This window comes from Massilia litorea, assembly GCF_015101885.1.
Classification (GTDB): domain Bacteria; phylum Pseudomonadota; class Gammaproteobacteria; order Burkholderiales; family Burkholderiaceae_D; genus Telluria; species Telluria litorea.
This window is the reverse complement of record NZ_CP062941.1, coordinates 1,807,316-1,829,790: the sequence shown is the minus strand read 5'-3', so window position 1 is coordinate 1,829,790 and position 22,475 is coordinate 1,807,316. Positions and strand designations below refer to the sequence as shown.

Here is a 22,475-nt window from a genome sequence, read left to right as displayed (position 1 = left end):
GGCTCAACAGTGAGATAGTGAAAAAACGATATTCTACCCCACGGCCCTTATGCAGAAGCACCAAACACGTGCAGGATTCGCAACAGTGTAAACACCAACATGCCGAACACGATGGTCTGCAACATGTTCTTCCGCCACACATAAAAGCCGAGCGCGGCAATACCAGCCAGCAGTTTTGGATTGCTCAGTCCGAGATGGACCTGGCCGCCGCTGCCGAGCACGAGGTCGGGCGCGATGATGGCCGCCAGCGCGCAGGCTGGCGCATAGCGCAGCATGTCCTGCACCCGCGGCGGCAGCGTCACCCGGTGCCCGATCAGCCAGAAGCCGCTGCGGGTAATGGCCGTCGACAGCGCCAGCACGACGATGACCGCCCAGATTTCCCACTCAGCCATGACGCGCCTTTCGTTTCTCCAGGATGCTTTCCGCCGTCATCGCAGCCAGCATGCCGGCGAACACGGCGGCCAGCAGGCCCAATTTATAGGGAAAACCATTCGCCAGCACGGCCACCGGGCCGGCCACCAGCACCCCGCACAGGGCCGGCCGGTTGACGACCAGGGGCACCGTGATGCACAGGATCGCCAGGGTGCCGGCAAAGCCCAGGCCCCACTCGGTCGGGATGGCACTGCCGAGGAAGATGCCGGTCAGCGAACCGATCTGCCAGGCCGCCCAGTTCGGGAACACCAGCCCTTTTAAATAGGACAGCTTGCCCGGCACCGGCGCCGCCGTCGGGAAGCGCTGCAGGAACATGGCGACCGTCAAGTCGCCGGCGATATACCCGTACAGCAGGCGCTGGCGCCAGGGCAAATGCGTGAAATGGGGGGCCAGCAAGGCGGAAAAGATCACGAAGCGCAGGTTCACGACCAGGGCGGTGGCGAAAATCACCCAGATTGGCGCATGCGCCAGGATCAGGGGCAATGAGGCGAGTTGGGCGGAACCGGCGAACACGAGCAGTGTCATACCGGTGGCTTGCAGCGCGGTCAGTCCCGTCTTGACCATCGCAATGCCGACCACCAGGCCCCAGGCGCCGATGCCGAACAGGCTCGGCACACCCGTGCGCAGCCCCTCGCGCCAGAGTGCGGGATCATGGCGCTCGACGACGGCAGCGCTGTGCGAGACAGGATCGGGCGCGTTCATGTCGCCTTCCTGCAACAATTCAATAAGGGGAATACGTGAGCAGAGCGAGGACTGAGCGGCATGAAACGAGGGCGAGATGTTGTCGGGTGGGCCATGCCCATCCGTGATCAATCCGCCATTCTACCGATCATTCCGAACCGTCGCCTGAATCCGTTAAAATCCTGTCTTTGCCCAACTTTGCGTGACGGAGAATAGTAATGACTGACAAGACGATGCCTGTGGTGGAACTCGAGGCCAAGGATCTCCCGGCCCACTGCCCGAACCCGGCGATGCCGCTGTGGTCGTCGCACCCGCGCGTCTTCCTCGACTTCGACCATGACGGCGAAGCCAAGTGCCCCTACTGCGGCACCCGCTACCGCCTGGCCCCGGGCGTGGCTTTCAAACACCACTGATCCGGTCGGCGGCGCACCGCCATGACTTACCGCGCTCCACGGTGGCTGCCCGGCGGCCACCTGCAAACCATCTACCCCGCCACGCTCGTCGGTAAACCACCGCTCGCCCATGGGCTCGCCTATCGGCGCGAGCGCTGGGAAGTCCACCACCCGACCCTGGGCGAGGATTTCGTCGACGTCGATTTCGTCGACGGCGAACCGGACAAGCCGCTGGTCGTGCTGTTCCATGGGCTGGAAGGCTCCTCGGACAGCCATTACGCGCGCGGCCTGATGGCGGCACTGCAAGCGCGCGGCTGGTCGGGCGCAGTACCCCATTTCCGCGGCTGCTCGGGCGAACCGAACCGCACGGCGCGTTTCTATCACTCGGGCGACTCGCTCGAAATCGACTGGATCATGGCCCGTCTGCGGGCGCGCACCAGCGGAGCTTTGTACGCCGCCGGCGTCTCGCTCGGCGGCAATGCGCTGCTGCGCTGGCTCGGCGAATCGGGCAGCAAGGCGGAGTTCGTCACGGCCGCCGCCGCCATTTCCGCCCCGCTCGACCTGGCGCGCGGCGGCGAAGCCCTGTCTTCCGGTTTCAACATGCTGTATACGCGCATGTTCCTGCAGACCCTGAAACCCAAGTGCCTCGCCAAGCTTGAACAATTTCCGGGCCTGTTCGACCGCCAGGCCCTGCTGGCCGCGCGCGACCTCTACGCTTTTGACAACGTCGTCACCGCGCCGCTGCACGGTTACCGCGATACCGACGATTACTGGCACCGCGCCAGCGCGCGCCACGTGCTGCACGACATCACCGTGCCGACCCTGGTGCTCAACGCCCGCAACGATCCCTTCCTGCCCGGCGAACATTTGCCGACTAGCGCCGCGCGCGCGGTGACGCTCGAGTATCCGAAGGAAGGCGGCCATGTCGGCTTCCCCACCGGCCCCTTCCCGGGCCGGATCGACTGGCTGCCGCAGCGCATTCTGTCCTTCTTCGACGCGACCGGGGGAACCTGCGGCGCGCCGACCGGCACCGAACTGTGCGAAGCTGGCGTGCATGGATGACATCGTAAAACAGGCAATGGCCAAGTGGCCGAACGTGCCGCACTGCTACGGCTGGCTCGCGCTCGATGCGCGCGGCAACTGGCGCATGCGCGACGAGGCCGCGCAACAGGCCGATTCAGCCGGCGACAAGCTGAACAACGCCACGCTGGTCGGCTTCATCAACCGCAATTACGCGCATGACGACGCCGGGCGCTGGTATTTCCAGAACGGCCCGCAGCGCGTCTACGTGAACCTGGAAGCGACGCCGTATGTTGCGCGCACCGATCCGGCGCAAGGACTGGTGCTGCAGACCGGCGCGCCGCTTGCAAGCATCGAGCGCCTGTACCTGACGGAAGTCGGCGTGGCGATCGTGCAGGCGGGGGAGATCGTCGCCCAGGTCGACGACCGCGACGTGGCGCAATTGTTCGAAGCACTGGAACTGAACGGCCAGGCGCCCGGCGACGAAGCGCTGCTGCGCTGGCTCGACGACGGCGCGGGCGCATTGATCCTGCGCTGGCGCGGGCAGGCGGTGCCGGTCGAACGCATCGAGCGCGACACCCTGCCCGAACGTTTTGGATTCGTGCGCACGCCGGCGCCACCGGCCCAGGAATGAACGCTCACCACTTCAATGTGTTCGGCACGCTGATCGTCGTCGCGCGCACTGCCGGCGAATGGCAGGCGTTCTATCCTGGCACCGACGGCAAGCGCCGCGCGGCCGATTTCATCGTGCCGGCCGACGTCGCTGAACACGAACTTGGGGAATACCTGGCCGACTTGTTCCACGAGAACGCGACGCCGAAACACGGCACGGTCGAACGGCTGGCCTGAACGACGATTTACCGCTCCTTCTCGTCTTCCTTTTCCTCTTTCTGGCGCTTCTTGATCTCGCGCTCGCGGGCGTCGATCACGGACTGATCATAGAAGGACACATCGCTTGCCTTGCGCGCATTATTGAGCTGGTCGACCGCTGCCGGCAGCGCGCCGGCCAGCACATAGGATTCGGCCAGCGCCATGTGCTGCAGCGCGATCTTGCCCTGCTTCGAATACGCTTTCGCCAGCAGGTCGTACAGCTTGGCGTCCTCGCGGTACTGCCGCACCTGCTCGCGCAGGTAGCGCGTCGCATCCTCAAACTTGCCGGCATTGATCATCGCATCGGCATACTGGCGCGCCAGGGCGCGCGACAGGGGGAAGCGGTTCGTCGCCTCTTCGGCATCCTTCAGGGCTTGCTGGGCAACCTCTTTCGGCTGTCCGGGCGCGAGCTTGATTTCCAGGTCGAGCACGGCAAACAGGGCGCCGCCGTCGTTGGCGGGCGCCGCCGAGAAGGTCCCCTCCTTCGCCTTGAGGGTCGCACGCGCCTTGTCGTACCAGCTGCGCGCGCCGGCCAGGTCGCTCTCCTTCAGCGCCAGGAAGGACAAGCCGTATTGCGCCGCCGCCTGCTGCTGGCGGTGCTGCTGGGCCAGTTGCGTCTGGAAAGCGGTACGCGTGTCGCGGCGCCCGGTGGTACTCATATCCTGCAGCACCCGGGCACGGGCCTTGGCGATGTAAAACTCGATCGGGTCGGGGCGCTGCCGGTACGGCGTTTCCTTGATGCGCGCCTGGATGTCGACGATCCGCTCGCTCGTCAGCGGGTGGCTGCTGAGGAAGGCAGGAATTTCTCCATACACCTTGCTCACGCTCTGAAGGCGCTTGAAGAAGGCCACCATGCCCGAGGTATCGTAGCCGCCGGCGCTCATGATCTGGAAGCCGACACGGTCGGCCTCGCGCTCGGCGTCGCGGCTGAAGTTCAGCTGCCGCTGCACCGCCAGGCCCTGGCCGCCCATCATCACGCCCATGGCGGCATCGGGACTGGCCTTGGCCGCCAGCGCCGCCAGGATCAGCGCCGCGATCGGCAGCAGCGCATCCTGGCGCTGCTGGCCGAGCATGCGCGCGATGTGGCGCTGCGACACGTGGCCGATCTCGTGCGATACGACGGAGGCCAGTTCCGACTCGGTCTGGGCCGCGAGCAGCAGGCCCGAGTGGATGCCAATAAAACCGCCCGGCAGGGCAAAGGCATTGATCGAGCCGTCGCGCAGCGGGAAGAAATAAAAATCTGCATTCGTTTCGCCGCGCGCACCGGGCGCGGCGTCGACCAGGGCGCCGCCGAAATTGTTCAGGTATTCGGCGATGGCATCGTCGTCGAGGTAATCGCGGTCGCGCCGGATCTCGCGCATGATGGCTTCGCCCAGCTTGCGCTCGACGATGGGCGATAAATCTTCGCGCGCGGCGTCGCCGAGGGTCGGCAGGCGCGCGGCGCTCTGGGAGGTGCTGAAGGACTGAGCCGACGCCACCGCAGGCATGAACCCGGCCGCGGCCGCCACAAACAAGGCGGCCACCGACCGGCGCCAGCGGGGACGCAGGGACGGCAGCGCAGGAGGAGTCATCGATTTCACGATGCTATGATAACCCCATCCGCAGGCGCCTTGCCGCGCCCTGAAACACTTTCTTACCCAAGCATACCGACATACCATGACCGTATCCGATCCAAGGCCAGACGCAGGCCAGCTGCCCCACGAGTTGACGCACTTCGACGCCGCCGGCCAGGCCCACATGGTCGACGTCGGCGCCAAGAACGAGACCCATCGCGTCGCTGTTGCCGCCGGCACCATCCGCATGCAGCCGGAAACCTTGCAGCTGATCCAGTCCGGCACCGCAAAAAAGGGCGACGTGCTCGGCATCGCCCGCATCGCCGCCATCATGGGCGCCAAGCGCACGAGCGACCTGATTCCCCTGTGCCATCCGCTGGCGATCACCCGCGTCGCCGTCGATTTCGAGATCGATGCGGCCAACAACAGCGTCCATTGCCGCGCGCAGGTCGAACTGCACGGCAAGACCGGGGTCGAGATGGAGGCGCTGACCGCCGTGCAGGTGGGTCTATTGACGATCTACGACATGTGCAAGGCGGTCGACCGGGGGATGGTCATGACCAACGTGCGGGTGCTGGAAAAGCATGGCGGCAAGAGCGGGGACTGGACGGCAGAGCTGTAACAAGCTGCGCCGCCGCCCCGATTACGGCTTCATTTCGCCAGCTGCACATTCCCCATCCACGCCTGCGTGAACGCGTGGCCCAGCATGCCGACTGCCTTGCCGTTTGCATCGGCAAGGCGCTCCATCGACTGCTGCTGTACCGACATGGCGTTCTTCGCCAGCGCGTCGGCACAGGCTTGCGATGCAGTGATGAATGCACGCAAGGTATGCTCCTGGATAATGCCCACTGAACTCGACATCATCTGTTGCATATTGGTTCGCATGGTGTCGCGGTACAAACCGGCGACATTCGACCAGAGTCCTAAAAACGGGGTCGGCATGGTGGGGAATGCCGCGTTCGGAAATGCGCTCATCGTGATCATGATGCTGTTCTCCTGGTGAATGACCGGAATCGGATGGTGCGCCGGATTGTGCAGCGCACCATCGAGTGTACTCCTTGGCTGAACAAATTGTCATCAGGCTTCTGACTACCCATGCCGTGTTAAATTGCTGAATTGCCGCGGCACAACCGCGCGCGTAAAAAATCCGAGACACGATTGAAGAGGATGCAATGAAATTACGTTTACTCGTATTGGCGACGGCATTGGCTGCCGCCAATGCCCTTGCTGCGCCGCGCGGCTTTACGGTGGAAGACCTGGTCAACCTGGAACGCGTCGGCAGCCCGGCGGTGTCGCCGGACGCCAGCCGCGTCGTCTACACCGTCCGCCGCACCGATCTCGGCAAGAACCGGGGCCAGACGAGCCTGTGGATCGCCGACCTGCGCGGCGGCGCCGCTCCCAAGGCGCTGACCAATCACGACAGCAGCAGTCTCGATCCCGAATGGGCGCCGGCGGGCGATGCCGTCTATTTCCTGTCGAGCCGCTCGGGCAGCTCCCAGGTCTGGCGCCAGCCTGCAAACGGCGGCGAGCCGACCCAGGTGACGAACCTGCCGCTCGATGTCGACAATTTCCGCGTTTCTCCTACGGGCGAGCGCATTGCCTTGAGCATGGCCGTGTTCCGCGATTGCGCCGACCTTGCCTGCACCAGGGACCGGATGGATGCCCAGGCGAAGAACAAGGCAAGCGGCCGCGTCTACGACCGGCTGTTCGTGCGCCACTGGGATACCTGGGCCGATGGCCGCAACGCCGTGCTGTTCTCGGCGCCGATCGATGCCAGCGGGCGCGTGAGCGCGGCGCCGGTCAGCCTGTCGGGCTCGCTCGATGGCGACGTCCCCTCGAAACCGTTTGGCGACCGCGAGGAGTACCACTTCAGCCCGGACGGCAAGACGATCGTCTTCTCGGCCCGCATTGCCGGCAAGACCGAAGCCTGGTCGACCAACTTCGACCTGTACAGCGTGCCGGCCGCCGGCGGAGACAAGCCGCGCAACCTGACGGCCGCCAATCCCGCCTGGGATACCAAAGGCGTGTTCTCGCCGGACGGCCGCACCCTCGCCTGGCTCGCCATGGCGCGTCCCGGCTTCGAGGCCGACCGCTTCCAGATCATGCTGATGGACGTCGCCAGCGGCCAGAAGCGCAAGCTCGCGGACAAATGGGATCGCTCCCCCGGCACCCTGCAGTGGAGCGCGGACGGCAAGTCGCTTGTCGTCGATGCAGAAGACGTCGGCCAGCATCGCCTGTTCGCGATCGATGTCGCCAGCGGCAAGGTGTCAGCCTTGACCGACAAGGGCTCGATCGGCGGCTTCGACATGCGCCGCGACACGATTGCCTATACCCAGGCCACGCTGGCTTCGCCGGCCCAGCTGTACGCGACGGCCCTGGCGGGAGGCACACCGCGTCAGCTGACCAGCAACAATGCCGACAAGCTGGCCGACGTGCGCTTCGGCGACTTCGAACAGTTCTCGTTCAAGGGCGCGAACGGCGATACCGTTTACGGCCACGTCATGAAACCGTGGAATGCGGTACCGGGCGCAAAATATCCGATCGCCTTCCTGGTGCACGGCGGTCCACAAGGCAGTTTCGGCAACGCCTGGAGCTACCGCTGGAACCCGCAGGTCTATGCCGGCGCGGGGTATGCCACGGTCTTCATCGATTTCCATGGCTCGACCGGCTACGGCCAGAAGTTCACCGATGCGATCAGCGGAGACTGGGGCGGCGCACCCCTGGTCGACCTGCAAAAGGGCCTCGAGGCGGCCGTCAAGAAATTCCCGTGGCTGGACCGCGGGCGCAGTTGCGCACTGGGCGCTTCCTACGGCGGCTACATGATGAACTGGATCGAAGGTAACTGGTCCGATGGTTTTAAATGCATCGTCAACCACGACGGCGTATTCGACACGCGCGGCATGGCCTATTCGACCGAAGAGCAATGGTTCACCGACTGGGAAAACGGCGGCGCCTATTTCGCCGTACCGCAGCAGCACGAGCGTTTCAACCCGGTGCTCCACGTAAACAAGTGGAAGACGCCGATGCTCGTGATCCAGGGCGACCTCGACTTCCGCATTCCGACCGCCCAGGGCCTGTCCACCTTCACCGCCTTGCAGCGCCGTGGCATCGACAGCAAGCTGCTGGTCTTCCCGGACGAAAACCATTGGGTGCTGAAACCGGCGAATTCGCTGCTCTGGCACCACACAGTCATCGGCTGGCTGGACCAGCACTTGAAACCGTGATGTCCAGGATTTGACCCACAAAACCCGCCTGATCGCGGGTTTTTTTACGACAATCGCTAAAGTCTTGCTTTTGGTCATTAATTGAAGTGGTATCATGCTGCCCTTGCAGGGCCGCCGGCCCGCCATTTCACAACGAACAGCATGCAGGCCGGACAGGCGAACGAGCTCAAACCGCAGGACGTCGATTTCGAGACCATGAATCTCCAGGTCGGCACACGCCTGCAGCTCATCACGCATCGCCGCGTCAAGCCGGTCCAGCATTTCTCGAGCCTGATCGGCTATATCAAGGATGAGTACATCATCCTCAAGATTCCGATGGAAAATGGTGCACCGATCGCGCTGGCCGAAGGCGAGCGCCTGACGATCCGGGTGTTCTCGGGCGTCAAGGTATGCTCCTTCGCCTGCACGGTCGAGCGCGTGTTTGCACGGCCCCTGTTCTATGTCCATGTGTCCTTCCCGACCACGGTGCAGGGAACGAGCCTGCGCACGGCGATGCGGGTCAAGGTCGACCTGCCCGCCGCGATCAGCGGCAGCGGCACCCATGGCGGGCTGCTGGCCTGCACGATCCTGAACCTGTCGGTCAGCGGCGCGCTGGTCGTCTCCCCTAGCCGCCTGCCGGCCGACGAAGAGCAGATCGCGCTGCAGTTTTCCCTGAAGGCGCCGCCCGACGACCAGGAAGTGCGGATTTCCGCACGCGCGGCGATTCGTAACGTCAACGTCACCAAGGCGGCCGACGACTCGGACCTGTTTACATATGGGATGCAGTTCATCGATCTCGATCCGACGCATTACACACTGTTGCAGAACATGACCTACGAAGCACTGCTGGCGGACCGGCAGAAGATCGTCTGAGGCCGTTCACAGCATGCAAAAAACCCCGCTCTGGCGGGGTTTCTTTTTTGGGGGATCAGGTGGCCTTGCCCTTGCAGACGGCTTCGCGGCCGATCAGCTTCTGGGGGACGGTGGCGGCGCTGCAGCTCCAGGCGCCGGTGTCCTTGTCGCGCGTGAGGGTGATGGTCTGGTCCTTGACGCCGACCGGGCCGGCGACGATCTGGCAGGTCAGGCTGGCGGCGTCGGGGTCGGCCGCTGCCCCGAACTTGCAATTGGCGGTGGGCTTGTCGGCTGCGGCCAGGCCGACTTCTTCCGGCTTGCTGACGGTCTCGCCGTCGTTCAGCCTGGTGTCGATGCCGACTTTACCTGCGGACACTTCAGCCAGCGCAACGCCGAATTTCGACCTCGCCACATAGTCCTGGTAGGCCGGGATGGCAAGCGTCGCCAGGATGCCGATGATCGCAACGACGATCATCAGTTCGACGAGGGTGAAGCCGGCTTCGGTCTTCCTAACAACTTTTATGCATGTCACGGTGATCCTCCGGTCAGTTGAGCAGTCCGGAACGATAACCTTGGTTGAAAGTGCACGATTGCGGCACCTCAGCCAAAAACAAAAACCCCGCCGAAGCGGGGTCTTCTTAATCCAGTTCAGCTCGAATTAGCCGCCTGCTGCTTTGCCGACGCAGGTGCCTTTGCCGATCAGCTTTTCTTCAACCGTAGCGGCCTTGCAGCTCCAAGCGCCGTCAGTACCGCGGGTCAGGACGATGTCCTGGTCTTTCACGCTTGCTGGACCGTTTTGAATGGTGCAGGTAATCGAATCGGTGCCAGCTTTGAATTTGCAGTTGGAGGTTGGGCTGGCTTCCGCGGCCAGGCCGACATCTTCAGGCTTCGAGATAGTTTCGCCATCGTTCAACTTGGCATCAAAGCCCACTTTACCGGCCGAAACTTCCGACAGCGCAGCACCGAACTTCGATTTTGCGGTGTAGTTCTGGTAGTTCGGGATGGCGACAGCGGCCAGGATGCCGATGATGGCAACAACGATCATCAGTTCGATCAGGGTGAAGCCGGCTTCTGCTTTCTTAACAATTTTCATCGATTTCATGGTGGTTCTCCAAGGGTAAGTTGTATTGGGTTGGTGCTTCGGTATTCGGTATTGCTTCGTGCCACGCATTACCTATTGCAAGTGCCGTGCCAGCCCATTTCACCCCGGAATCCTTAATTTCACGGCAATTAAAGCGACGAAACTTGTCACCTACCCACCCTGGGCTGACAAATTTTGTCACCCACCGTGCATTTTCTGTTCATATGGAAAAAAAAAGGAGCCCGCAGGCTCCTTTCAAGAACAAGAATTGTCCGGGATTACAGCATGGCCTTCAGCAGGCGTGCCATTTCCGACGGGTTCTTGGTGGCTTTGATGCCGCACTCTTCCATGATGTCCAGCTTGGCTTGCGCGGTATCGGCGCCGCCCGAGATCAGCGCGCCGGCGTGGCCCATGCGCTTGCCCGGAGGAGCGGTGACACCGGCGATGAAGCCGACCACTGGCTTCTTCATGTTGTCCTTGACCCAGTGAGCAGCGTTGGCTTCGTCCGGACCGCCGATTTCGCCGATCATGATGACCGCGTCGGTATCAGGATCGTCATTGAACATCTTCATGATGTCGATGTGCTTCAGGCCGTTGATCGGGTCGCCGCCGATGCCGACTGCCGACGATTGACCGAGACCCAGTGCGGTCAGCTGGCCGACTGCTTCATAGGTCAGGGTGCCCGAGCGCGAGACGACGCCGATGCGGCCCTTGCGGTGGATGTGACCAGGCATGATGCCGATCTTGATTTCGTCCGGGGTGATCAGGCCTGGGCAGTTAGGACCCAGCAGCAGGGTCTTCGAACCGGCCTTGGCCATGCGGTCTTTCAGGGCCATCATGTCGCGGACAGGGATGCCTTCGGTGATGCAGATGGCCAGGTCCAGGTCGGCTTCGACAGCTTCCCAGATTGCGGCGGCCGCGCCTGCCGGCGGGACGTAGATGACCGACACGGTGGCGCCGGTGGCAGCTTTCGCTTCCGAGACGTTGGCGAAAATCGGGATGCCTTCGAAGTCTTCGCCGGCTTTCTTCGGGTTCACGCCTGCGACGAAGGCAGCTTTGCCGTTCGCGTAGTCGCGGCACATGCGGGTATGGAACTGACCGGTCTTGCCGGTGATACCCTGGGTGATGACTTTTGTATCTTTGTTGATCAGGATCGACATTTGTTTATTCCTTCGAATTAGGCGTTACCAGCTGCAGCGGCGACGACGGCCTTGGCTGCGTCTTCCATCGTATCGGCGGCGATGATCGGCAGACCGGAGTCGGCCAGCATCTTCTTGCCCAGGTCTTCGTTGGTGCCCTTCATGCGCACGACGAGCGGCACTTTCAGCGAGACGGCCTTCGATGCGGTGATCACGCCTTCGGCGATGACGTCGCAACGCATGATGCCGCCGAAGATGTTGACCAGGATGGCTTTCAGGCCTGGGTTCTTCAGCATGATCTTGAATGCTTCGGTGACTTTCTCAGCCGTCGCACCGCCGCCCACGTCCAGGAAGTTGGCCGGCTCGCCGCCGAACAGCTTGATGGTGTCCATGGTGGCCATGGCTAGGCCGGCGCCGTTCACCAGGCAGCCGATGTTGCCGTCGAGCGAGATGTAGGCGAGGTCGAACTTCGATGCTTCGACTTCGGCTGGATCTTCTTCGTCCAGGTCGCGGTAAGCCATGATTTCCGGCTGGCGGAACAGGGCGTTGGCGTCGAAGTTGAACTTCGCGTCCAGGGCGATGACTTTACCGTCGCCGGTCAGGATCAGCGGGTTGATTTCGGCCAGCGACGAATCGGTGTCCCAGTAAGCCTGGTACAGGCCCTTCAGGTTCTGGCGTGCTTCGGCCAGCGATTCGGCAGGAATGCCGATCTTGGTCGAGATCTCGTCGGCTTCGGCGTCGGTCAGGCCGACGGCCGGGTCGATCGCGATCGAGTGGATTTTTTCAGGATTGCTGTGCGCGACTTCTTCGATGTCCATGCCGCCTTCCGACGAGGCCATCAGCACGACCTTCTGGGTCACGCGGTCGGTGACCATCGACACGTACAGTTCCTTCTTGATGTCGGCGCCTTCTTCGATCAGCAGGCGGCGCACCTTCTGGCCTTCAGGGCCGGTCTGGTGGGTCACGAGCTGCATGCCCATGATCTGTTCTGCGTATTCCTTGACCTGCTCGAGCGACTTGGCAACCTTCACGCCGCCGCCTTTACCACGGCCGCCAGCATGGATCTGGGCCTTGACGACCCAGACCGGGCCGCCCAGCTCTTCAGCTGCCTTGACGGCCTCTTCGACCGACATGCACGGAATGCCGCGCGGAACCGTCACTCCGAACTTTCGGAGGATTTCTTTGCCCTGATACTCATGGATTTTCATGCTGGCTTCCCTTCTTCTGTTACTGATTTAGATGGTTTATTGAAGTACTTCGACATCGGTCTCAACCCTGTACGGCCTTGATTACCCAGCGCGGGTAATACTTTGCCACAGCGGGGCCGTCGGCGCGCAGCGCGTGGCAGCGGTCGATTTCGTACGGACGCGCAGCCTCGCCATCCTTGGCGGCGTTGCGTGTCTCGAACTCGTCATCGGCGAAGGCCTGGATTGCCGCGGTGGGCAAAACCTGCGCCAGTTCGGTCAGGTGGGTGCAGCCGAGCACGCCCGAGAGGCGGTCTTTCAGGTGCAACCGGAAATGTTTAACGAGCGACAGCCCGACCAGCTTCTTGTAAGCGGGGCCGATGACGTCGCAGTAACCGGGATACGGCACCGAGTCGGATGCGGCTTCGGCATCGACGATCTCGAGGTCGCGGTTGATGGTGATGCGCAGGCTCAGGTCGTGCACGGCCGTGCCGGCTGGGCGCTTGCCGGAAGCGAGGACGATGTCTTGCGCCTTGATGTCGCGGATACGCGCGTCAAGATCCCACAGGCCATCGTCGCGCGCGTACGCTTCGACCGTGATGGCGCGTGTATGCCGCAGGGAGCGCGGGGCGGGAGGTGACAGAGGCATAGAAAACAAACGTGCCGGTTGATCGGCAATCAGTGGGGCAGCCGGTGTGCTGATGCACGTTACCGCAGCTTCTGCGGCAACAACCGCTCATGCGGCGCTGCTTAAACCGTGAAAGTTTAGCACAGGATGGGAGCGGGTTGCACTGCAACATGACGCCTTGACGACCCGTCAAGGGTAGGCAGCTGGGAAAGGTGGCAAGCTTGCCAATGTTTGGCGTTGGCTGCCCGACAATGGATTTGCCGGCTCAGGCCGCGGCATCCTTCGTGAAGCACAGCAGTTCTTTGCCGTCGAGGCAAATGCCGCCATCCCGCTCGAAGGCGACCGCCCAGAAACCGGCGGCGGCCTCGGGTGTGTTCCCGTGCCAGACTATGCCGTGGAAGGTGACGTCAACCTCCGCGCCGCGCTCGTCTTGCCAGCGCCCGCGGATTTCATCGGTCATGCTGCCGGAGCGGTCGATCTGGAGAATATAGTCGCCACTGGCGCGCACCTCGAGCACGACCATTTTTTCCTGCGTACTGAGCCGATAGATCCCGGTCGGCTCGACGGGCTGACGGCTGCACGATGCCAATACGAACAGTGGGGCGAGAACGAGTATCGTTTTCATGATGACAACTTTTAGGGCAAGCAAAAACCAGCGTGCAGCGTCATCCGGGGTTGAGGAATATGCGGGCGCATATCGCCGGATGGCGCTCCACGCTGGCGCCTGGGAATGGATCGAGCCGATTTGGGGTGCAGACAAGACTGCGGGACAGTCGCAACGAGGCGATGCCGGCGCTACTTAAAACTCGTCGTCCTCGGGCGCCCCTTTCAGGGCGGTGCGCACGGCGCCGCTCGAAAAACCGCGCGCCATTAAAAACCGCATCTGCTTGCTGCGCTCGGCCGCGTCTTGCGCGACGGTGCCGAACTTGCGTTGCCAGACCTCGACCGCACGCGCGGTTTCGCTCTCGGCCAGGCCGGACTTCAGTTCGGCCAGCGCTTCTCCGTTGACGCCATGGCTTTGCAGCTCGGCCATCACACGGCTGTTGCCGAAGCGGGAAGCCTTTCGATGAATCAAGGATTCAGCAAAACGCTCCTGCGACAGCCAGTTGTTCTTTTCCAGAAAATCGAGGAGGGCGTCGATGTCGTCGCCCTCCTCCGCATGGCGCGCCAGTTTGCGCTTGAGCTCGAGCCGGCTGTGCTCCCTCATGGAGAGGAAGCGCAGGGCTCGGGCTTTCAGACTCAGTACTGGTTGGCGCATGGCGATACAGCAGATCGGATGGGGCCACAGCTGCGGCCCCGACCGATTACTCCGACACGGCCTTCAACTTCGGCGCCTTGTCTTCGGCGTCGCCACCGACAGGCGGCGGCAGTTCGCGCACACCGAGGGCCGCACGTACCTTGTTCTCGATTTCGCGCGCCAGTGCCGGGCGGTCTTTCAAGAACTGACGGGCGTTGTCCTTGCCCTGGCCGATACGTTCGCCGTTATAGCTGTACCAGGAACCGGACTTCTCCACGATCTTGTTGTCGGCGCCCAGATCGAGGATTTCGCCTTCGCGGGAAGTGCCTTCTCCATACAGGATGTCGAAGTGCGCTTCGCGGAATGGTGGCGCGATCTTGTTCTTGACGACCTTGACCTTGGTTTCGTTACCGATCACCTCGTCACCCGACTTGATCGAACCGGTACGGCGGATGTCCAGGCGCACGGAGGCGTAGAACTTCAGCGCGTTACCGCCGGTCGTGGTTTCCGGGCTGCCGAACATCACGCCGATCTTCATACGGATCTGGTTAATGAAGATGACCAGGGTGTTCGTACGGTTGATCGACGCGGTCAGCTTGCGCAGTGCCTGCGACATCAGACGGGCTTGCAGGCCCGGCAGCGAATCGCCCATATCGCCTTCGATCTCGGCGCGCGGGGTCAGTGCCGCCACCGAGTCGATGACGACCAGGTCGACCGAACCCGAGCGCACGAGTGCGTCGGTGATTTCGAGGGCCTGTTCGCCGGTGTCCGGCTGCGAGATCAGCAGCTCGTCGAGCTTGATGCCCAGCTTCTGCGCGTAACCCACGTCGAGCGCGTGCTCGGCGTCGATGAAGGCGCAGGTACCACCCAGCTTTTGCATCTGCGCGATGGTCTGCAGGGTCAGCGTGGTTTTACCCGACGATTCCGGACCGTAGATTTCCACGATACGGCCGCGCGGCAAGCCGCCGACGCCCAGCGCGATGTCCAGGCCCAGCGAGCCGGTGGAGACGGTCTGCACTTCCTCGACCGGCGTATTCGCGTCCATGCGCATGACCGAACCCTTGCCGAACTGCTTTTCGATTTGCGCGAGGGCGGCGGCCAGCGCCTTGCCTTTTTCGGAGGCGTTGTGTACTACTTTTTTGTCGTCCATAATTTTCTCTCAGTCTTGGAGGTACCAAGGTGTGGGTACCCTCACGCTTTTCAATAGCCACTACTGTATAAAAATCCAGTGGTTTTGGCAAGCAGGATTTTACTCGAACGTTGCAGAAGGCTCGCATTGTTGCGCGATATCAAACACAATGGGGTTGTGAAAAAAACTCCAGGGCCAGGCGCATCGTCGAAGACAGTACGTGAGTACGGTGAGACGATGCAACACTGCCATGGAGGATTTTTTCGCAAGCTCAGCCGGAAGGTCTAATCGATAACAGGGTAATCTTATGCGAATTTTGCTTGCCGAAGATGATAGCGTACTCGCTGACGGGCTGACGCGCTCACTGCGCCAGTCCGGTTATGCGATCGACGACGTGCGCAACGGCCAGGATGCCGACACCGCCCTCTCGACCCAGGAATTCGACCTGCTGATCCTCGACCTCGGGCTCCCGAAAATGTCGGGCCTGGAGGTGCTGCGCCGGCTACGCGCGCGCTCTTCCCTGCTGCCGGTGCTGATCCTGACGGCCGCCGACTCGGTCGAGCAGCGCGTCGAGGGGCTCGATCTGGGCGCCGACGACTACATGGCCAAGCCCTTCGCCTTGTCGGAGCTGGAGGCGCGGGTCCGTGCGCTCACCCGGCGCGGCGCCGGCGGCGGCCCGACCGTGATCCGCCACGGCCCGCTGGTCTACGACCAGGTCGGGCGCAGCGCGTATATCAACGAGCAGATGCTCGACCTCTCCGCGCGCGAACTGGGCCTGCTCGAAATCCTGCTGGCGCGTACCGGGCGCCTGGTCTCGAAGGAGCAGCTGGTCGACCACCTGTGCGAATGGGGCGAAGAGGTGTCGAACAATGCGATCGAGGTCTATGTGCACCGGCTGCGCAAGAAGATCGAGGTCGGCGGCGTGCGCATCGCCACCGTGCGCGGCCTGGGCTATTGCCTCGAAAAATATTCGGACGCAGCCCGTGCCGGTGCCGAGCACGCCCTCGATTCGAAGTGAACGAACGTGATGCCGGCCTGATCGAGCCCGATGCGGGGCTGCCCGAGCCTTTGTACGTCCCGCCGAATCCCGAGCCCGAAGAAAACATCCAGCATTCGCTGTTCGGCGAGATCCTCGACTGGATGCTGGCGCCCCTGCTGCTGCTGTGGCCGATGAGCATAGTGATCACTTACCTGGTCGCGAAATCGATCGCGAACCAACCCTTCGATCATGCGCTCGAAGACCGGGTGACGGTGCTGGCCCAGCAGGTGCGCGAAGAAAACGGCGTCATCAATACCCGTTTGCCGGGCAGCGCACGCGACATCCTGCGCGCCGACGACATCGACAGCGTGTATTTCCAGGTGAGCGACGCCGCCGGACGCCACGTCGACGGCGACGCCGAACTGCCGCGCCCGCGCAGTCACGATAACGACGGCGATGGCGACAAGGATGGCGCGGTGCACTTCCGGAGCGCCACGCTGCACGGCACGCCGCTGCGCGTGGCTTACCTGTACATCAACCTCGACCCGCTCGCCCCGCCCGACAGCAGCTCGCCCGTTTTCCCCCGTAAAGCCCTGGTGCAGGTGGCGGAAACGCTGGACAAGCGCGCCCTGCTCGCCAACGAGATCATCAAGGGCGTGATCCTGCCCCAGTTCATCATTCTGCCGATCATCCTGGCCCTGGTCTGGTTCGCCCTCTCGCGCGGCCTGTCTCCGCTGGCGGCACTCCAGGAGCGCATCCGCGCGCGTCCGTCCGACGATTTGTCTCCCATCGATTCGCGCCAGGTGCCCGAGGAAATTTCTCCCCTCGTCGGCTCGCTCAACGACATGCTGGGGCGGCTGTCGCAGACCATCGACATGCAGAAACGTTTCATTGCCGACGCCGCGCACCAGATGAAGACGCCGCTGGCCGGCATGCGCATGCAGTCCGAGCTCGCCTTGCGCCAGCTCGATCCGGACGAGATCCACCGTTCGCTGGAACAGCTGGCGAAAAGTTCGGAGTCGGCGACGCGCCTGGTGAACCAGTTGCTCGCCCTGGCGCGCGCCGAAAACCAGCCGCATGCCGGCCTCGCCTTCGATGAAATCAATCTGGCGGGCCTCGCGCGCGACGTGGTGCAGGATTGGGTGCAAGCCTCGTTCGCGCACCGCATCGACCTCGGCTACGAAGCGCAGGACGAGGACGTGGTCATCGCCGGCAACGCCCTGATGCTGCGCGAACTGCTGTCGAACCTGATCGACAACGCCCTGCGCTACACCCCTGCCGGCGGCAGCGTCACGGTGCAGGTGCGGCGCGACGGCGAACGGGCGCTGCTCGAAGTCGAAGACACCGGGCCGGGCATCGCCCCGCACGAGCGCGCCCACGTGTTCGAGCGTTTTTATCGCATCCTCGGCTCGAGCGCGAGCGGCAGCGGCCTGGGGCTGGCCATCGTGCGCGAGATCGCCGGCCAGCACGGCGCCGAGGTCGACATTTTCAATAATCCGCGCAGCCACTCCGCCAAATTTCCAGGCAGCCTGTTCCGCCTGACCTTCCCACCACCTGTCCACGACGACTTCGATGCCGCCTGAACCCTTGCCCTCGACTGCGCCTTCGTCCGAGCCTGAGCTGCAGCGCCAGCGCCGTTTATTGGCCGCGCGCGCCGCCCACTGGCGCCGCACGCGCCGCTTGACCTTCGTCCTGATGGCGCTATGGCTGGCGACCGGTTTTTGTACCGTGTATTTTGCGCGCGAACTGGCACGCGTCACCCTGTTCGGCTGGCCGCTCTCCTTCTACATGGCGGCGCAAGGGGCATCGCTGGTGTGCCTGGCGATCATCGGCGTCTACGCCTGGCGCATGCGCCGCTTCGACCGCGATCTTGCGCGCGCCATGCAGGGCGGCGCCGGGGTCGGCGGATGAGCGGCCAGAAGCGCTACTTCCGGCGCCTGTCCGGCTACTACGCCTGGTTCTGCGTCTGCTTCGCCGGCTTCCTGCTGGCCCTGACGGTGCTGGAAAACGAGGGCATGCCGCGGCTCTGGATCGGCCACCTGTTCATGTTCGCCACGATCGTGCTGTACGCCACCATCGGCGTCATCAGCCGCACCTCGAACGTGACCGAATACTATGTTGCCGGACGCCGCGTGCCGGCCCTGTTCAACGGCATGGCCACCGCGGCCGACTGGATCTCGGCGGCAAGCTTCATCAGCCTGGCGGGCGGCCTGTATCTGTCCGGCTTCGACGCCCTCGCCTACATCATGGGCTGGACCGGCGGCTATTGCCTGGTCGCGCTGCTGATCGCGCCCTATCTGCGCAAGTTCGCCCAGTACACGATCCCCGACTTTCTCGCCGTGCGCTACGGCGGCGGCGCGGGCGGGCGCGGCGGGCCGGTGCGCGCGCTCGCCGTCGGTGCCACCATCATCGTCTCCTTCGTGTACGTGGTCGCGCAGATCTATGCCGTCGGCCTGATCGCCTCGCGCTTCACCGGCGTCGATTTCTCGGTCGGGATTTTCCTCGGCCTGGCCAGCATCCTGGTCTGCTCTTTTCTCGGCGGCATGCGCGGCATTACCTGGACGCAGGTGGCCCAGTACATCATCATCCTGGTCGCCTTCCTGATCCCGACCATGTGGCTGTCAGCGAAGCACGCCGACAATCCCTTGCCGCAAGTGGCCTACGGCTCGGTGCTGCCGAAGCTGGCCCAGCGCGAAGCCCAGCTTGCGGCCGACCCACGCGAGCGCGAAGTTAGGGCGCACTTCCAGCAGCAGGCCGACGCCTACGCCGCACGCCTGGCGGCATTACCCGGTTCCTGGGAACAGGGCAAGGTGGAGGCGCAGCGCAGGCTCGACGCGGCGCGCCTGCGCAATCTATCCCTGGCCGACGTGCGCAGCGCCGAGCGCGCCCTCGCCGCCTACCCGAAGACGGCGGAAGACGCCGAGCCCCTGTGGCGCGAACAGCGCACGCGCCTGCTTGCGCGCGCCCAGCCGCCGCAGCCGCATGCCATGCCCTTCCCCGGCGCCACCGAAGCGGAATCGAATGCGCACCGCAACAATTTCCTGGCGCTCGTGTTCTGCCTGATGTTCGGCACCGCCGCCCTGCCCCACATCCTGATGCGCTCGTACACCACGCCCTCGGTGGACGAAACCAGGATTTCGGTGTTCTGGACCCTGTTCTTCATTCTCCTGATTTACCTGAGCATCCCGGCGCTGGCGGTCCTGGCGAAATACGACATCTATACGAGCCTGGTGGGCAGCGATTTCAGTTCGCTGCCCACCTGGATTTCGTACTGGGGAAATATCGACAAGGTCAATCCCCTGATTCAAGTAACTGACATCAACGGCGACGGCCTGGTGCAGCTGGCGGAAATCGCGATCGACGGCGACGTGCTGGTCCTGGCCACGCCCGAGATCGGCGGCCTGCCGTATGTGATCTCGGGCCTGGTGGCGGCCGGCGGGCTGGCCGCGGCCCTGTCCACGGCAGACGGCCTGCTGCTGGCCATCTCGAACGCGCTCTCGCACGACATCTATTACAAGATCGTCGATCCCGGCGCCTCGACCCAGAAGCGGGTGACGATCTCGAAACTGCTGCTGCTGGCGGTGGCCTTCATTGCGGCCTATGCCGCCTCGCAAAAGCCGGCCGACATCCTTTCTCTGGTCGGCGCCGCCTTTTCGCTGGCGGCCTCGGCCCTGTTCCCGGCGCTGGTGCTGGGCGTGTTCTGGAAGCGCGCCAACCATGTGGGCGCCATTGCCGGGATAGTGGTCGGCTTCATGGTCTGCCTGTATTACATGCTGCGGGTACACCCGATCCTGGGCGGCCGGCTGGACGCGGCCTGGTTCGACATCGCGCCGATGTCGGCCGGTATCTTTGGAGTCCCGGCCGGCCTGGCCGCGGTCGTGATCGCCAGTCTCCTGAGCCCGGCACCGGCACGCTCGAGCGATGCACTGGTCGACCACATTCGGGCACCGGAATAGAGGAATAAATATCCATAGGGCATAGTTTTTTGACATGCATAAATGTTATTCTTGAGAAATAGCTGCTCCCTTTCTCTCGACCAGGAAATCCCAGCATGTCATTCGTTCACACATCCCTTTTCCACGCCGGCCTGCTCGCCCTGTCGCTGTGGACCGCTCCCATTAACGAGGCCCAGGCCGCGCCCGCCCTGCCGCCGATCGAACGTTTCTTCAACAGTCCCGCCTTCAATGGCGGGCTGCTGTCGCCGGATGGTCGCGCGATTGCCGCGCGCGGCAGTGCACCGGGACAGCGCGACTACCTGGTCGTGGTCGACCTGCAGACCAATACCGGCAAGATCGTGGCCTCGTACAACGATGCCGACATCGGCAGCTTCCAATGGGTGAACAACGAGCGCCTGCTCTTCAACGTGGGCGACAAGAAGGTTGCCGAGGGCGACGACGACTATGCGCCGGGCCTGTTTGCCGTCAACCGCGACGGCAGCAACCTGGTACAGCTGGCCGAGACCGGCAACGTGCGGACCGGCCAGCGCACGGGACAACGCACCGGTCCTCGCCTGCTTCCTTGGCATACCTTCATGCTGTCCGGGCGCGGCGCCCAGGATTCCGACTATGTCTATGTGCGCGACCTGGCGTTCAAAACCGACTACCGCACGGCGCGCACCGGCCTGCTGCGCCTGAACACGGTCACCGGCCAGGTGCAGGAAGTGAGCCGTCCGAAGGAAGACGTCACCAGCTGGATGCTCGACCACAAGGGCGAGCCGCGGATTGCGGTCGGCATCAAGGACGACATGGTGTCCATCCATTATCTCGACCCGGCAACGAAAGAATGGCGCAAGCTGACCAGTTATAAAGCGTACGGCGACGCCGAGAACAGCATCACGCCCCTCGCCTTCGGTCCGGACGGCAAACTGTATGTCAGCACACGCCGCGGCCGCGACACCAGCGCCGTGTACACACTCGATCTCGCCACCGGCCAGCTCAGCGCGGAACCGCTGGTGAGCACCAAAGGCTATGATTTCTCCGGCAGGATCATCACCAGCCGCGACAAGGTGCTGGGCATGCAGTTCACCACCGACGCCACTTCGACCGAATGGTTCGACCCGGCCATGAAGGCAGCGCAGGAAACCGTGGACAAGCTGCTGCCGGCCACGATCAACCTGCTCGGCGCGCCGCCCCAGCATGCGCAGACGCCGTGGCTGCTGGTACGTGCTTATTCCGATGCCATTCCGTCGACCTATTATCTGTTCAACCGCGATACCAAGCTGCTCAACAAGGTCGGCGACACCCATCCCGGCATCGACCCGAAACAGATGGGCCGCCAGCAGGCGCTGAGCTACAAGGCGCGCGACGGTCTCGACATTCCGGCGCTGCTGACCATGCCGCCAGGCAGCACGCAGGCCAAGCTGCCGCTGGTGGTACTGGTGCATGGCGGCCCCTGGGTGCGCGGCAGCACCTGGGGCTGGAATCCGGAATCGCAGTTCCTCGCCTCGCGCGGCTATGCCGTGCTCGAGCCCTCCTTCCGCGGCACCACCGGCTTCGGCGCCGCCCACTACCAGGCCGGCTTCAAGCAATGGGGACTGGCCATGCAGAACGACCTCGCCGACGGCGTGCGCTGGGCCATCGAAAAAGGGGTTGCCGATCCGAAGCGCATCTGCATCGCCGGCGCCAGCTACGGGGGCTATGCCACCCTGATGGGCCTGGTGAACGACCCCGACCTCTATCAATGCGGCGTCGACTGGGTCGGCGTCACCGACATCAACCTGATGTACAGCAGCGCCAACCACCGCAGCGACATGTCCGACGAATGGAAGCGCTACGGCATGCCGGAACTGATCGGCGACCAGGTCAAGGACGCGGCGCAGCTAAAGGCGACCTCGCCGATCGAACAGGCGGCGCGCATCAAGGCGCCGCTGCTGCTGGCCTATGGCGGCGCTGACCTGCGCGTACCGATCGACCATGGCACCAAGTTCCACGCGGCCGTCAAACGCAACAACCCGAACGTCGAGTGGATCGAATACCCGGCCGAGGGCCACGGCTTTTATCTGCCGAAAAACAACATCGATTTCTGGAGCCGGGTCGAGAAATTCCTGGACAAGAACATCGGCTCGGGGGCGACGCAACAGTGATTCAGTAGTAATC

The 22,475-nt window shown here is 63.4% G+C and carries 24 protein-coding genes; 12 read left to right on the top strand and 12 right to left on the bottom strand.

Annotation, left to right across the window (positions count from 1 at the left end):
- Nucleotides 1–47 precede the first annotated feature (47 nt).
- Together LPB04_RS08155 and LPB04_RS08150 are read right to left on the bottom strand one after the other, a co-directional pair.
- On the bottom strand, nt 48–392 hold the full coding sequence (locus LPB04_RS08155; RefSeq protein ID WP_193688202.1) for an AzlD domain-containing protein: 345 nt from the start codon (nt 390–392) through the stop codon (nt 48–50).
- Nucleotides 385–1,134 carry an AzlC family ABC transporter permease gene (locus LPB04_RS08150; protein ID WP_193688201.1) on the bottom strand — a complete coding sequence of 250 codons (750 nt, stop codon included), beginning with the start codon at nt 1,132–1,134 and terminating at the stop codon, nt 385–387. Before LPB04_RS08150 ends, LPB04_RS08155 begins: the two co-directional genes overlap by 8 nt.
- A 197-nt stretch (nt 1,135–1,331) precedes the next feature.
- Between LPB04_RS08150 and LPB04_RS08145 the strand changes: the two genes are divergently transcribed.
- Genes LPB04_RS08145 through LPB04_RS08130 form a run of 4 tightly spaced genes read left to right on the top strand, consistent with a single transcriptional unit; the run spans nt 1,332 to nt 3,374 of the window.
- Complete coding sequence (locus LPB04_RS08145; RefSeq protein WP_193688200.1) at nt 1,332–1,526, top strand: zinc-finger domain-containing protein; 195 nt, start codon at nt 1,332–1,334, stop codon at nt 1,524–1,526.
- Nucleotides 1,527–1,547: 21 nt separating this feature from the next.
- A complete protein-coding gene (locus LPB04_RS08140) occupies nt 1,548–2,567 on the top strand; it encodes a YheT family hydrolase (RefSeq protein WP_193688199.1) in 1,020 nt (339 codons plus the stop codon).
- Nucleotides 2,560–3,159, top strand: coding sequence for a DUF2946 family protein (locus LPB04_RS08135; protein ID WP_193688198.1), 600 nt, complete (start codon nt 2,560–2,562; stop codon nt 3,157–3,159). The genes LPB04_RS08140 and LPB04_RS08135 overlap by 8 nt, the downstream gene beginning before the upstream one ends.
- The gene (locus tag LPB04_RS08130; RefSeq protein WP_193688197.1) at nt 3,156–3,374 is read left to right on the top strand and encodes a DUF7661 family protein; all 219 of its coding nucleotides are present in this window, start codon (nt 3,156–3,158) and stop codon (nt 3,372–3,374) included. The genes LPB04_RS08135 and LPB04_RS08130 overlap by 4 nt, the downstream gene beginning before the upstream one ends.
- 8 nt (nt 3,375–3,382) lie before the next feature.
- On the opposite strand, the gene LPB04_RS08125 is transcribed toward LPB04_RS08130, so the two are convergent.
- Nucleotides 3,383–4,966 (bottom strand): M48 family metalloprotease, encoded by a 1,584-nt coding sequence (locus tag LPB04_RS08125; protein WP_193688900.1) that lies wholly within the window; start codon nt 4,964–4,966, stop codon nt 3,383–3,385.
- An 85-nt stretch (nt 4,967–5,051) separates the two neighbouring features.
- On the opposite strand from LPB04_RS08125, the gene moaC reads away from it, so the two are divergent.
- Nucleotides 5,052–5,570 (top strand): cyclic pyranopterin monophosphate synthase MoaC, encoded by a 519-nt coding sequence (moaC, locus tag LPB04_RS08120; protein WP_193688196.1) that lies wholly within the window; start codon nt 5,052–5,054, stop codon nt 5,568–5,570.
- 29 nt (nt 5,571–5,599) lie between these two features.
- On the opposite strand, the gene LPB04_RS08115 is transcribed toward moaC, so the two are convergent.
- On the bottom strand, nt 5,600–5,932 hold the full coding sequence (locus tag LPB04_RS08115; RefSeq protein WP_193688195.1) for a hypothetical protein: 333 nt from the start codon (nt 5,930–5,932) through the stop codon (nt 5,600–5,602).
- A 188-nt stretch (nt 5,933–6,120) separates the two neighbouring features.
- Between LPB04_RS08115 and LPB04_RS08110 the strand changes: the two genes are divergently transcribed.
- Nucleotides 6,121–8,172 (top strand): S9 family peptidase, encoded by a 2,052-nt coding sequence (locus LPB04_RS08110; RefSeq protein WP_193688194.1) that lies wholly within the window; start codon nt 6,121–6,123, stop codon nt 8,170–8,172.
- Between the two features lie 141 nt (nt 8,173–8,313).
- On the top strand, nt 8,314–9,024 hold the full coding sequence (locus LPB04_RS08105; protein WP_193688193.1) for a flagellar brake protein: 711 nt from the start codon (nt 8,314–8,316) through the stop codon (nt 9,022–9,024).
- A gap of 55 nt (nt 9,025–9,079) precedes the next feature.
- Here the strand turns inward: LPB04_RS08105 and LPB04_RS08100 are convergent, their stop codons facing one another.
- The 8 genes from LPB04_RS08100 to recA form a co-directional block, all read right to left on the bottom strand.
- Nucleotides 9,080–9,535, bottom strand: a complete 456-nt coding sequence (locus tag LPB04_RS08100; RefSeq protein ID WP_307727397.1) for a pilin — start codon at nt 9,533–9,535, stop codon at nt 9,080–9,082.
- A 126-nt stretch (nt 9,536–9,661) separates the two neighbouring features.
- Nucleotides 9,662–10,105: a pilin gene (locus LPB04_RS08095; protein WP_307727396.1), complete on the bottom strand. Its 444-nt coding sequence runs from the start codon at nt 10,103–10,105 to the stop codon at nt 9,662–9,664.
- A gap of 257 nt (nt 10,106–10,362) precedes the next feature.
- A complete protein-coding gene (sucD, locus tag LPB04_RS08090; RefSeq protein ID WP_193688192.1) occupies nt 10,363–11,244 on the bottom strand; it encodes a succinate--CoA ligase subunit alpha in 882 nt (293 codons plus the stop codon).
- Between the two features lie 17 nt (nt 11,245–11,261).
- Complete coding sequence (gene sucC, locus LPB04_RS08085) at nt 11,262–12,431, bottom strand: ADP-forming succinate--CoA ligase subunit beta (RefSeq protein ID WP_193688191.1); 1,170 nt, start codon at nt 12,429–12,431, stop codon at nt 11,262–11,264.
- A gap of 61 nt (nt 12,432–12,492) precedes the next feature.
- Nucleotides 12,493–13,056, bottom strand: coding sequence for a DUF2889 domain-containing protein (locus LPB04_RS08080; RefSeq protein WP_193688190.1), 564 nt, complete (start codon nt 13,054–13,056; stop codon nt 12,493–12,495).
- A gap of 244 nt (nt 13,057–13,300) precedes the next feature.
- Nucleotides 13,301–13,660, bottom strand: a complete 360-nt coding sequence (locus tag LPB04_RS08075; protein WP_193688189.1) for a hypothetical protein — start codon at nt 13,658–13,660, stop codon at nt 13,301–13,303.
- A gap of 174 nt (nt 13,661–13,834) precedes the next feature.
- On the bottom strand, nt 13,835–14,293 hold the full coding sequence (gene recX, locus LPB04_RS08070; RefSeq protein WP_193688188.1) for a recombination regulator RecX: 459 nt from the start codon (nt 14,291–14,293) through the stop codon (nt 13,835–13,837).
- Between the two features lie 46 nt (nt 14,294–14,339).
- On the bottom strand, nt 14,340–15,422 hold the full coding sequence (gene recA, locus LPB04_RS08065; RefSeq protein ID WP_193688187.1) for a recombinase RecA: 1,083 nt from the start codon (nt 15,420–15,422) through the stop codon (nt 14,340–14,342).
- 286 nt (nt 15,423–15,708) lie between these two features.
- On the opposite strand from recA, the gene LPB04_RS08060 reads away from it, so the two are divergent.
- From LPB04_RS08060 to LPB04_RS08040, 5 genes are all read left to right on the top strand, one after another.
- A complete protein-coding gene (locus LPB04_RS08060; RefSeq protein ID WP_193688186.1) occupies nt 15,709–16,419 on the top strand; it encodes a response regulator transcription factor in 711 nt (236 codons plus the stop codon).
- Entirely contained in the window at nt 16,416–17,963 is a 1,548-nt protein-coding gene (locus LPB04_RS08055; protein ID WP_227496661.1) for a sensor histidine kinase, read from the top strand. The genes LPB04_RS08060 and LPB04_RS08055 overlap by 4 nt, the downstream gene beginning before the upstream one ends.
- Nucleotides 17,953–18,291 carry a DUF4212 domain-containing protein gene (locus LPB04_RS08050; RefSeq protein WP_193688185.1) on the top strand — a complete coding sequence of 113 codons (339 nt, stop codon included), beginning with the start codon at nt 17,953–17,955 and terminating at the stop codon, nt 18,289–18,291. The genes LPB04_RS08055 and LPB04_RS08050 overlap by 11 nt, the downstream gene beginning before the upstream one ends.
- Complete coding sequence (locus LPB04_RS08045; protein WP_193688184.1) at nt 18,288–20,336, top strand: sodium:solute symporter family protein; 2,049 nt, start codon at nt 18,288–18,290, stop codon at nt 20,334–20,336. Before LPB04_RS08050 ends, LPB04_RS08045 begins: the two co-directional genes overlap by 4 nt.
- Nucleotides 20,337–20,431: 95 nt before the next feature.
- Nucleotides 20,432–22,462, top strand: a complete 2,031-nt coding sequence (locus LPB04_RS08040) for an alpha/beta hydrolase family protein (protein ID WP_193688183.1) — start codon at nt 20,432–20,434, stop codon at nt 22,460–22,462.
- Nucleotides 22,463–22,475: the final 13 nt, after the last annotated feature.

Excerpts from the sequence above, each read along its gene's own strand:
- recX (WP_193688188.1), bottom strand. The coding sequence starts at position 14,293 with ATGCGCCAACCAGTACTGAGTCTGAAAGCCCGAGCCCTGCGCTTCCTC.
- LPB04_RS08105 (WP_193688193.1), top strand. The coding sequence starts at position 8,314 with ATGCAGGCCGGACAGGCGAACGAGCTCAAACCGCAGGACGTCGATTTC.
- LPB04_RS08050 (WP_193688185.1), top strand. The coding sequence starts at position 17,953 with ATGCCGCCTGAACCCTTGCCCTCGACTGCGCCTTCGTCCGAGCCTGAG.
- LPB04_RS08125 (WP_193688900.1), bottom strand. The coding sequence starts at position 4,966 with ATGACTCCTCCTGCGCTGCCGTCCCTGCGTCCCCGCTGGCGCCGGTCG.
- LPB04_RS08060 (WP_193688186.1), top strand. The coding sequence starts at position 15,709 with ATGCGAATTTTGCTTGCCGAAGATGATAGCGTACTCGCTGACGGGCTG.
- sucC (WP_193688191.1), bottom strand. The coding sequence starts at position 12,431 with ATGAAAATCCATGAGTATCAGGGCAAAGAAATCCTCCGAAAGTTCGGA.
- LPB04_RS08145 (WP_193688200.1), top strand. The coding sequence starts at position 1,332 with ATGACTGACAAGACGATGCCTGTGGTGGAACTCGAGGCCAAGGATCTC.
- LPB04_RS08080 (WP_193688190.1), bottom strand. The coding sequence starts at position 13,056 with ATGCCTCTGTCACCTCCCGCCCCGCGCTCCCTGCGGCATACACGCGCC.
- LPB04_RS08075 (WP_193688189.1), bottom strand. The coding sequence starts at position 13,660 with ATGAAAACGATACTCGTTCTCGCCCCACTGTTCGTATTGGCATCGTGC.
- LPB04_RS08115 (WP_193688195.1), bottom strand. The coding sequence starts at position 5,932 with ATGATCACGATGAGCGCATTTCCGAACGCGGCATTCCCCACCATGCCG.
- LPB04_RS08140 (WP_193688199.1), top strand. The coding sequence starts at position 1,548 with ATGACTTACCGCGCTCCACGGTGGCTGCCCGGCGGCCACCTGCAAACC.
- LPB04_RS08110 (WP_193688194.1), top strand. The coding sequence starts at position 6,121 with ATGAAATTACGTTTACTCGTATTGGCGACGGCATTGGCTGCCGCCAAT.
- LPB04_RS08155 (WP_193688202.1), bottom strand. The coding sequence starts at position 392 with ATGGCTGAGTGGGAAATCTGGGCGGTCATCGTCGTGCTGGCGCTGTCG.
- LPB04_RS08040 (WP_193688183.1), top strand. The coding sequence starts at position 20,432 with ATGTCATTCGTTCACACATCCCTTTTCCACGCCGGCCTGCTCGCCCTG.
- LPB04_RS08045 (WP_193688184.1), top strand. The coding sequence starts at position 18,288 with ATGAGCGGCCAGAAGCGCTACTTCCGGCGCCTGTCCGGCTACTACGCC.
- moaC (WP_193688196.1), top strand. The coding sequence starts at position 5,052 with ATGACCGTATCCGATCCAAGGCCAGACGCAGGCCAGCTGCCCCACGAG.
- sucD (WP_193688192.1), bottom strand. The coding sequence starts at position 11,244 with ATGTCGATCCTGATCAACAAAGATACAAAAGTCATCACCCAGGGTATC.
- LPB04_RS08130 (WP_193688197.1), top strand. The coding sequence starts at position 3,156 with ATGAACGCTCACCACTTCAATGTGTTCGGCACGCTGATCGTCGTCGCG.
- LPB04_RS08095 (WP_307727396.1), bottom strand. The coding sequence starts at position 10,105 with ATGAAATCGATGAAAATTGTTAAGAAAGCAGAAGCCGGCTTCACCCTG.
- LPB04_RS08135 (WP_193688198.1), top strand. The coding sequence starts at position 2,560 with ATGGATGACATCGTAAAACAGGCAATGGCCAAGTGGCCGAACGTGCCG.
- LPB04_RS08150 (WP_193688201.1), bottom strand. The coding sequence starts at position 1,134 with ATGAACGCGCCCGATCCTGTCTCGCACAGCGCTGCCGTCGTCGAGCGC.
- recA (WP_193688187.1), bottom strand. The coding sequence starts at position 15,422 with ATGGACGACAAAAAAGTAGTACACAACGCCTCCGAAAAAGGCAAGGCG.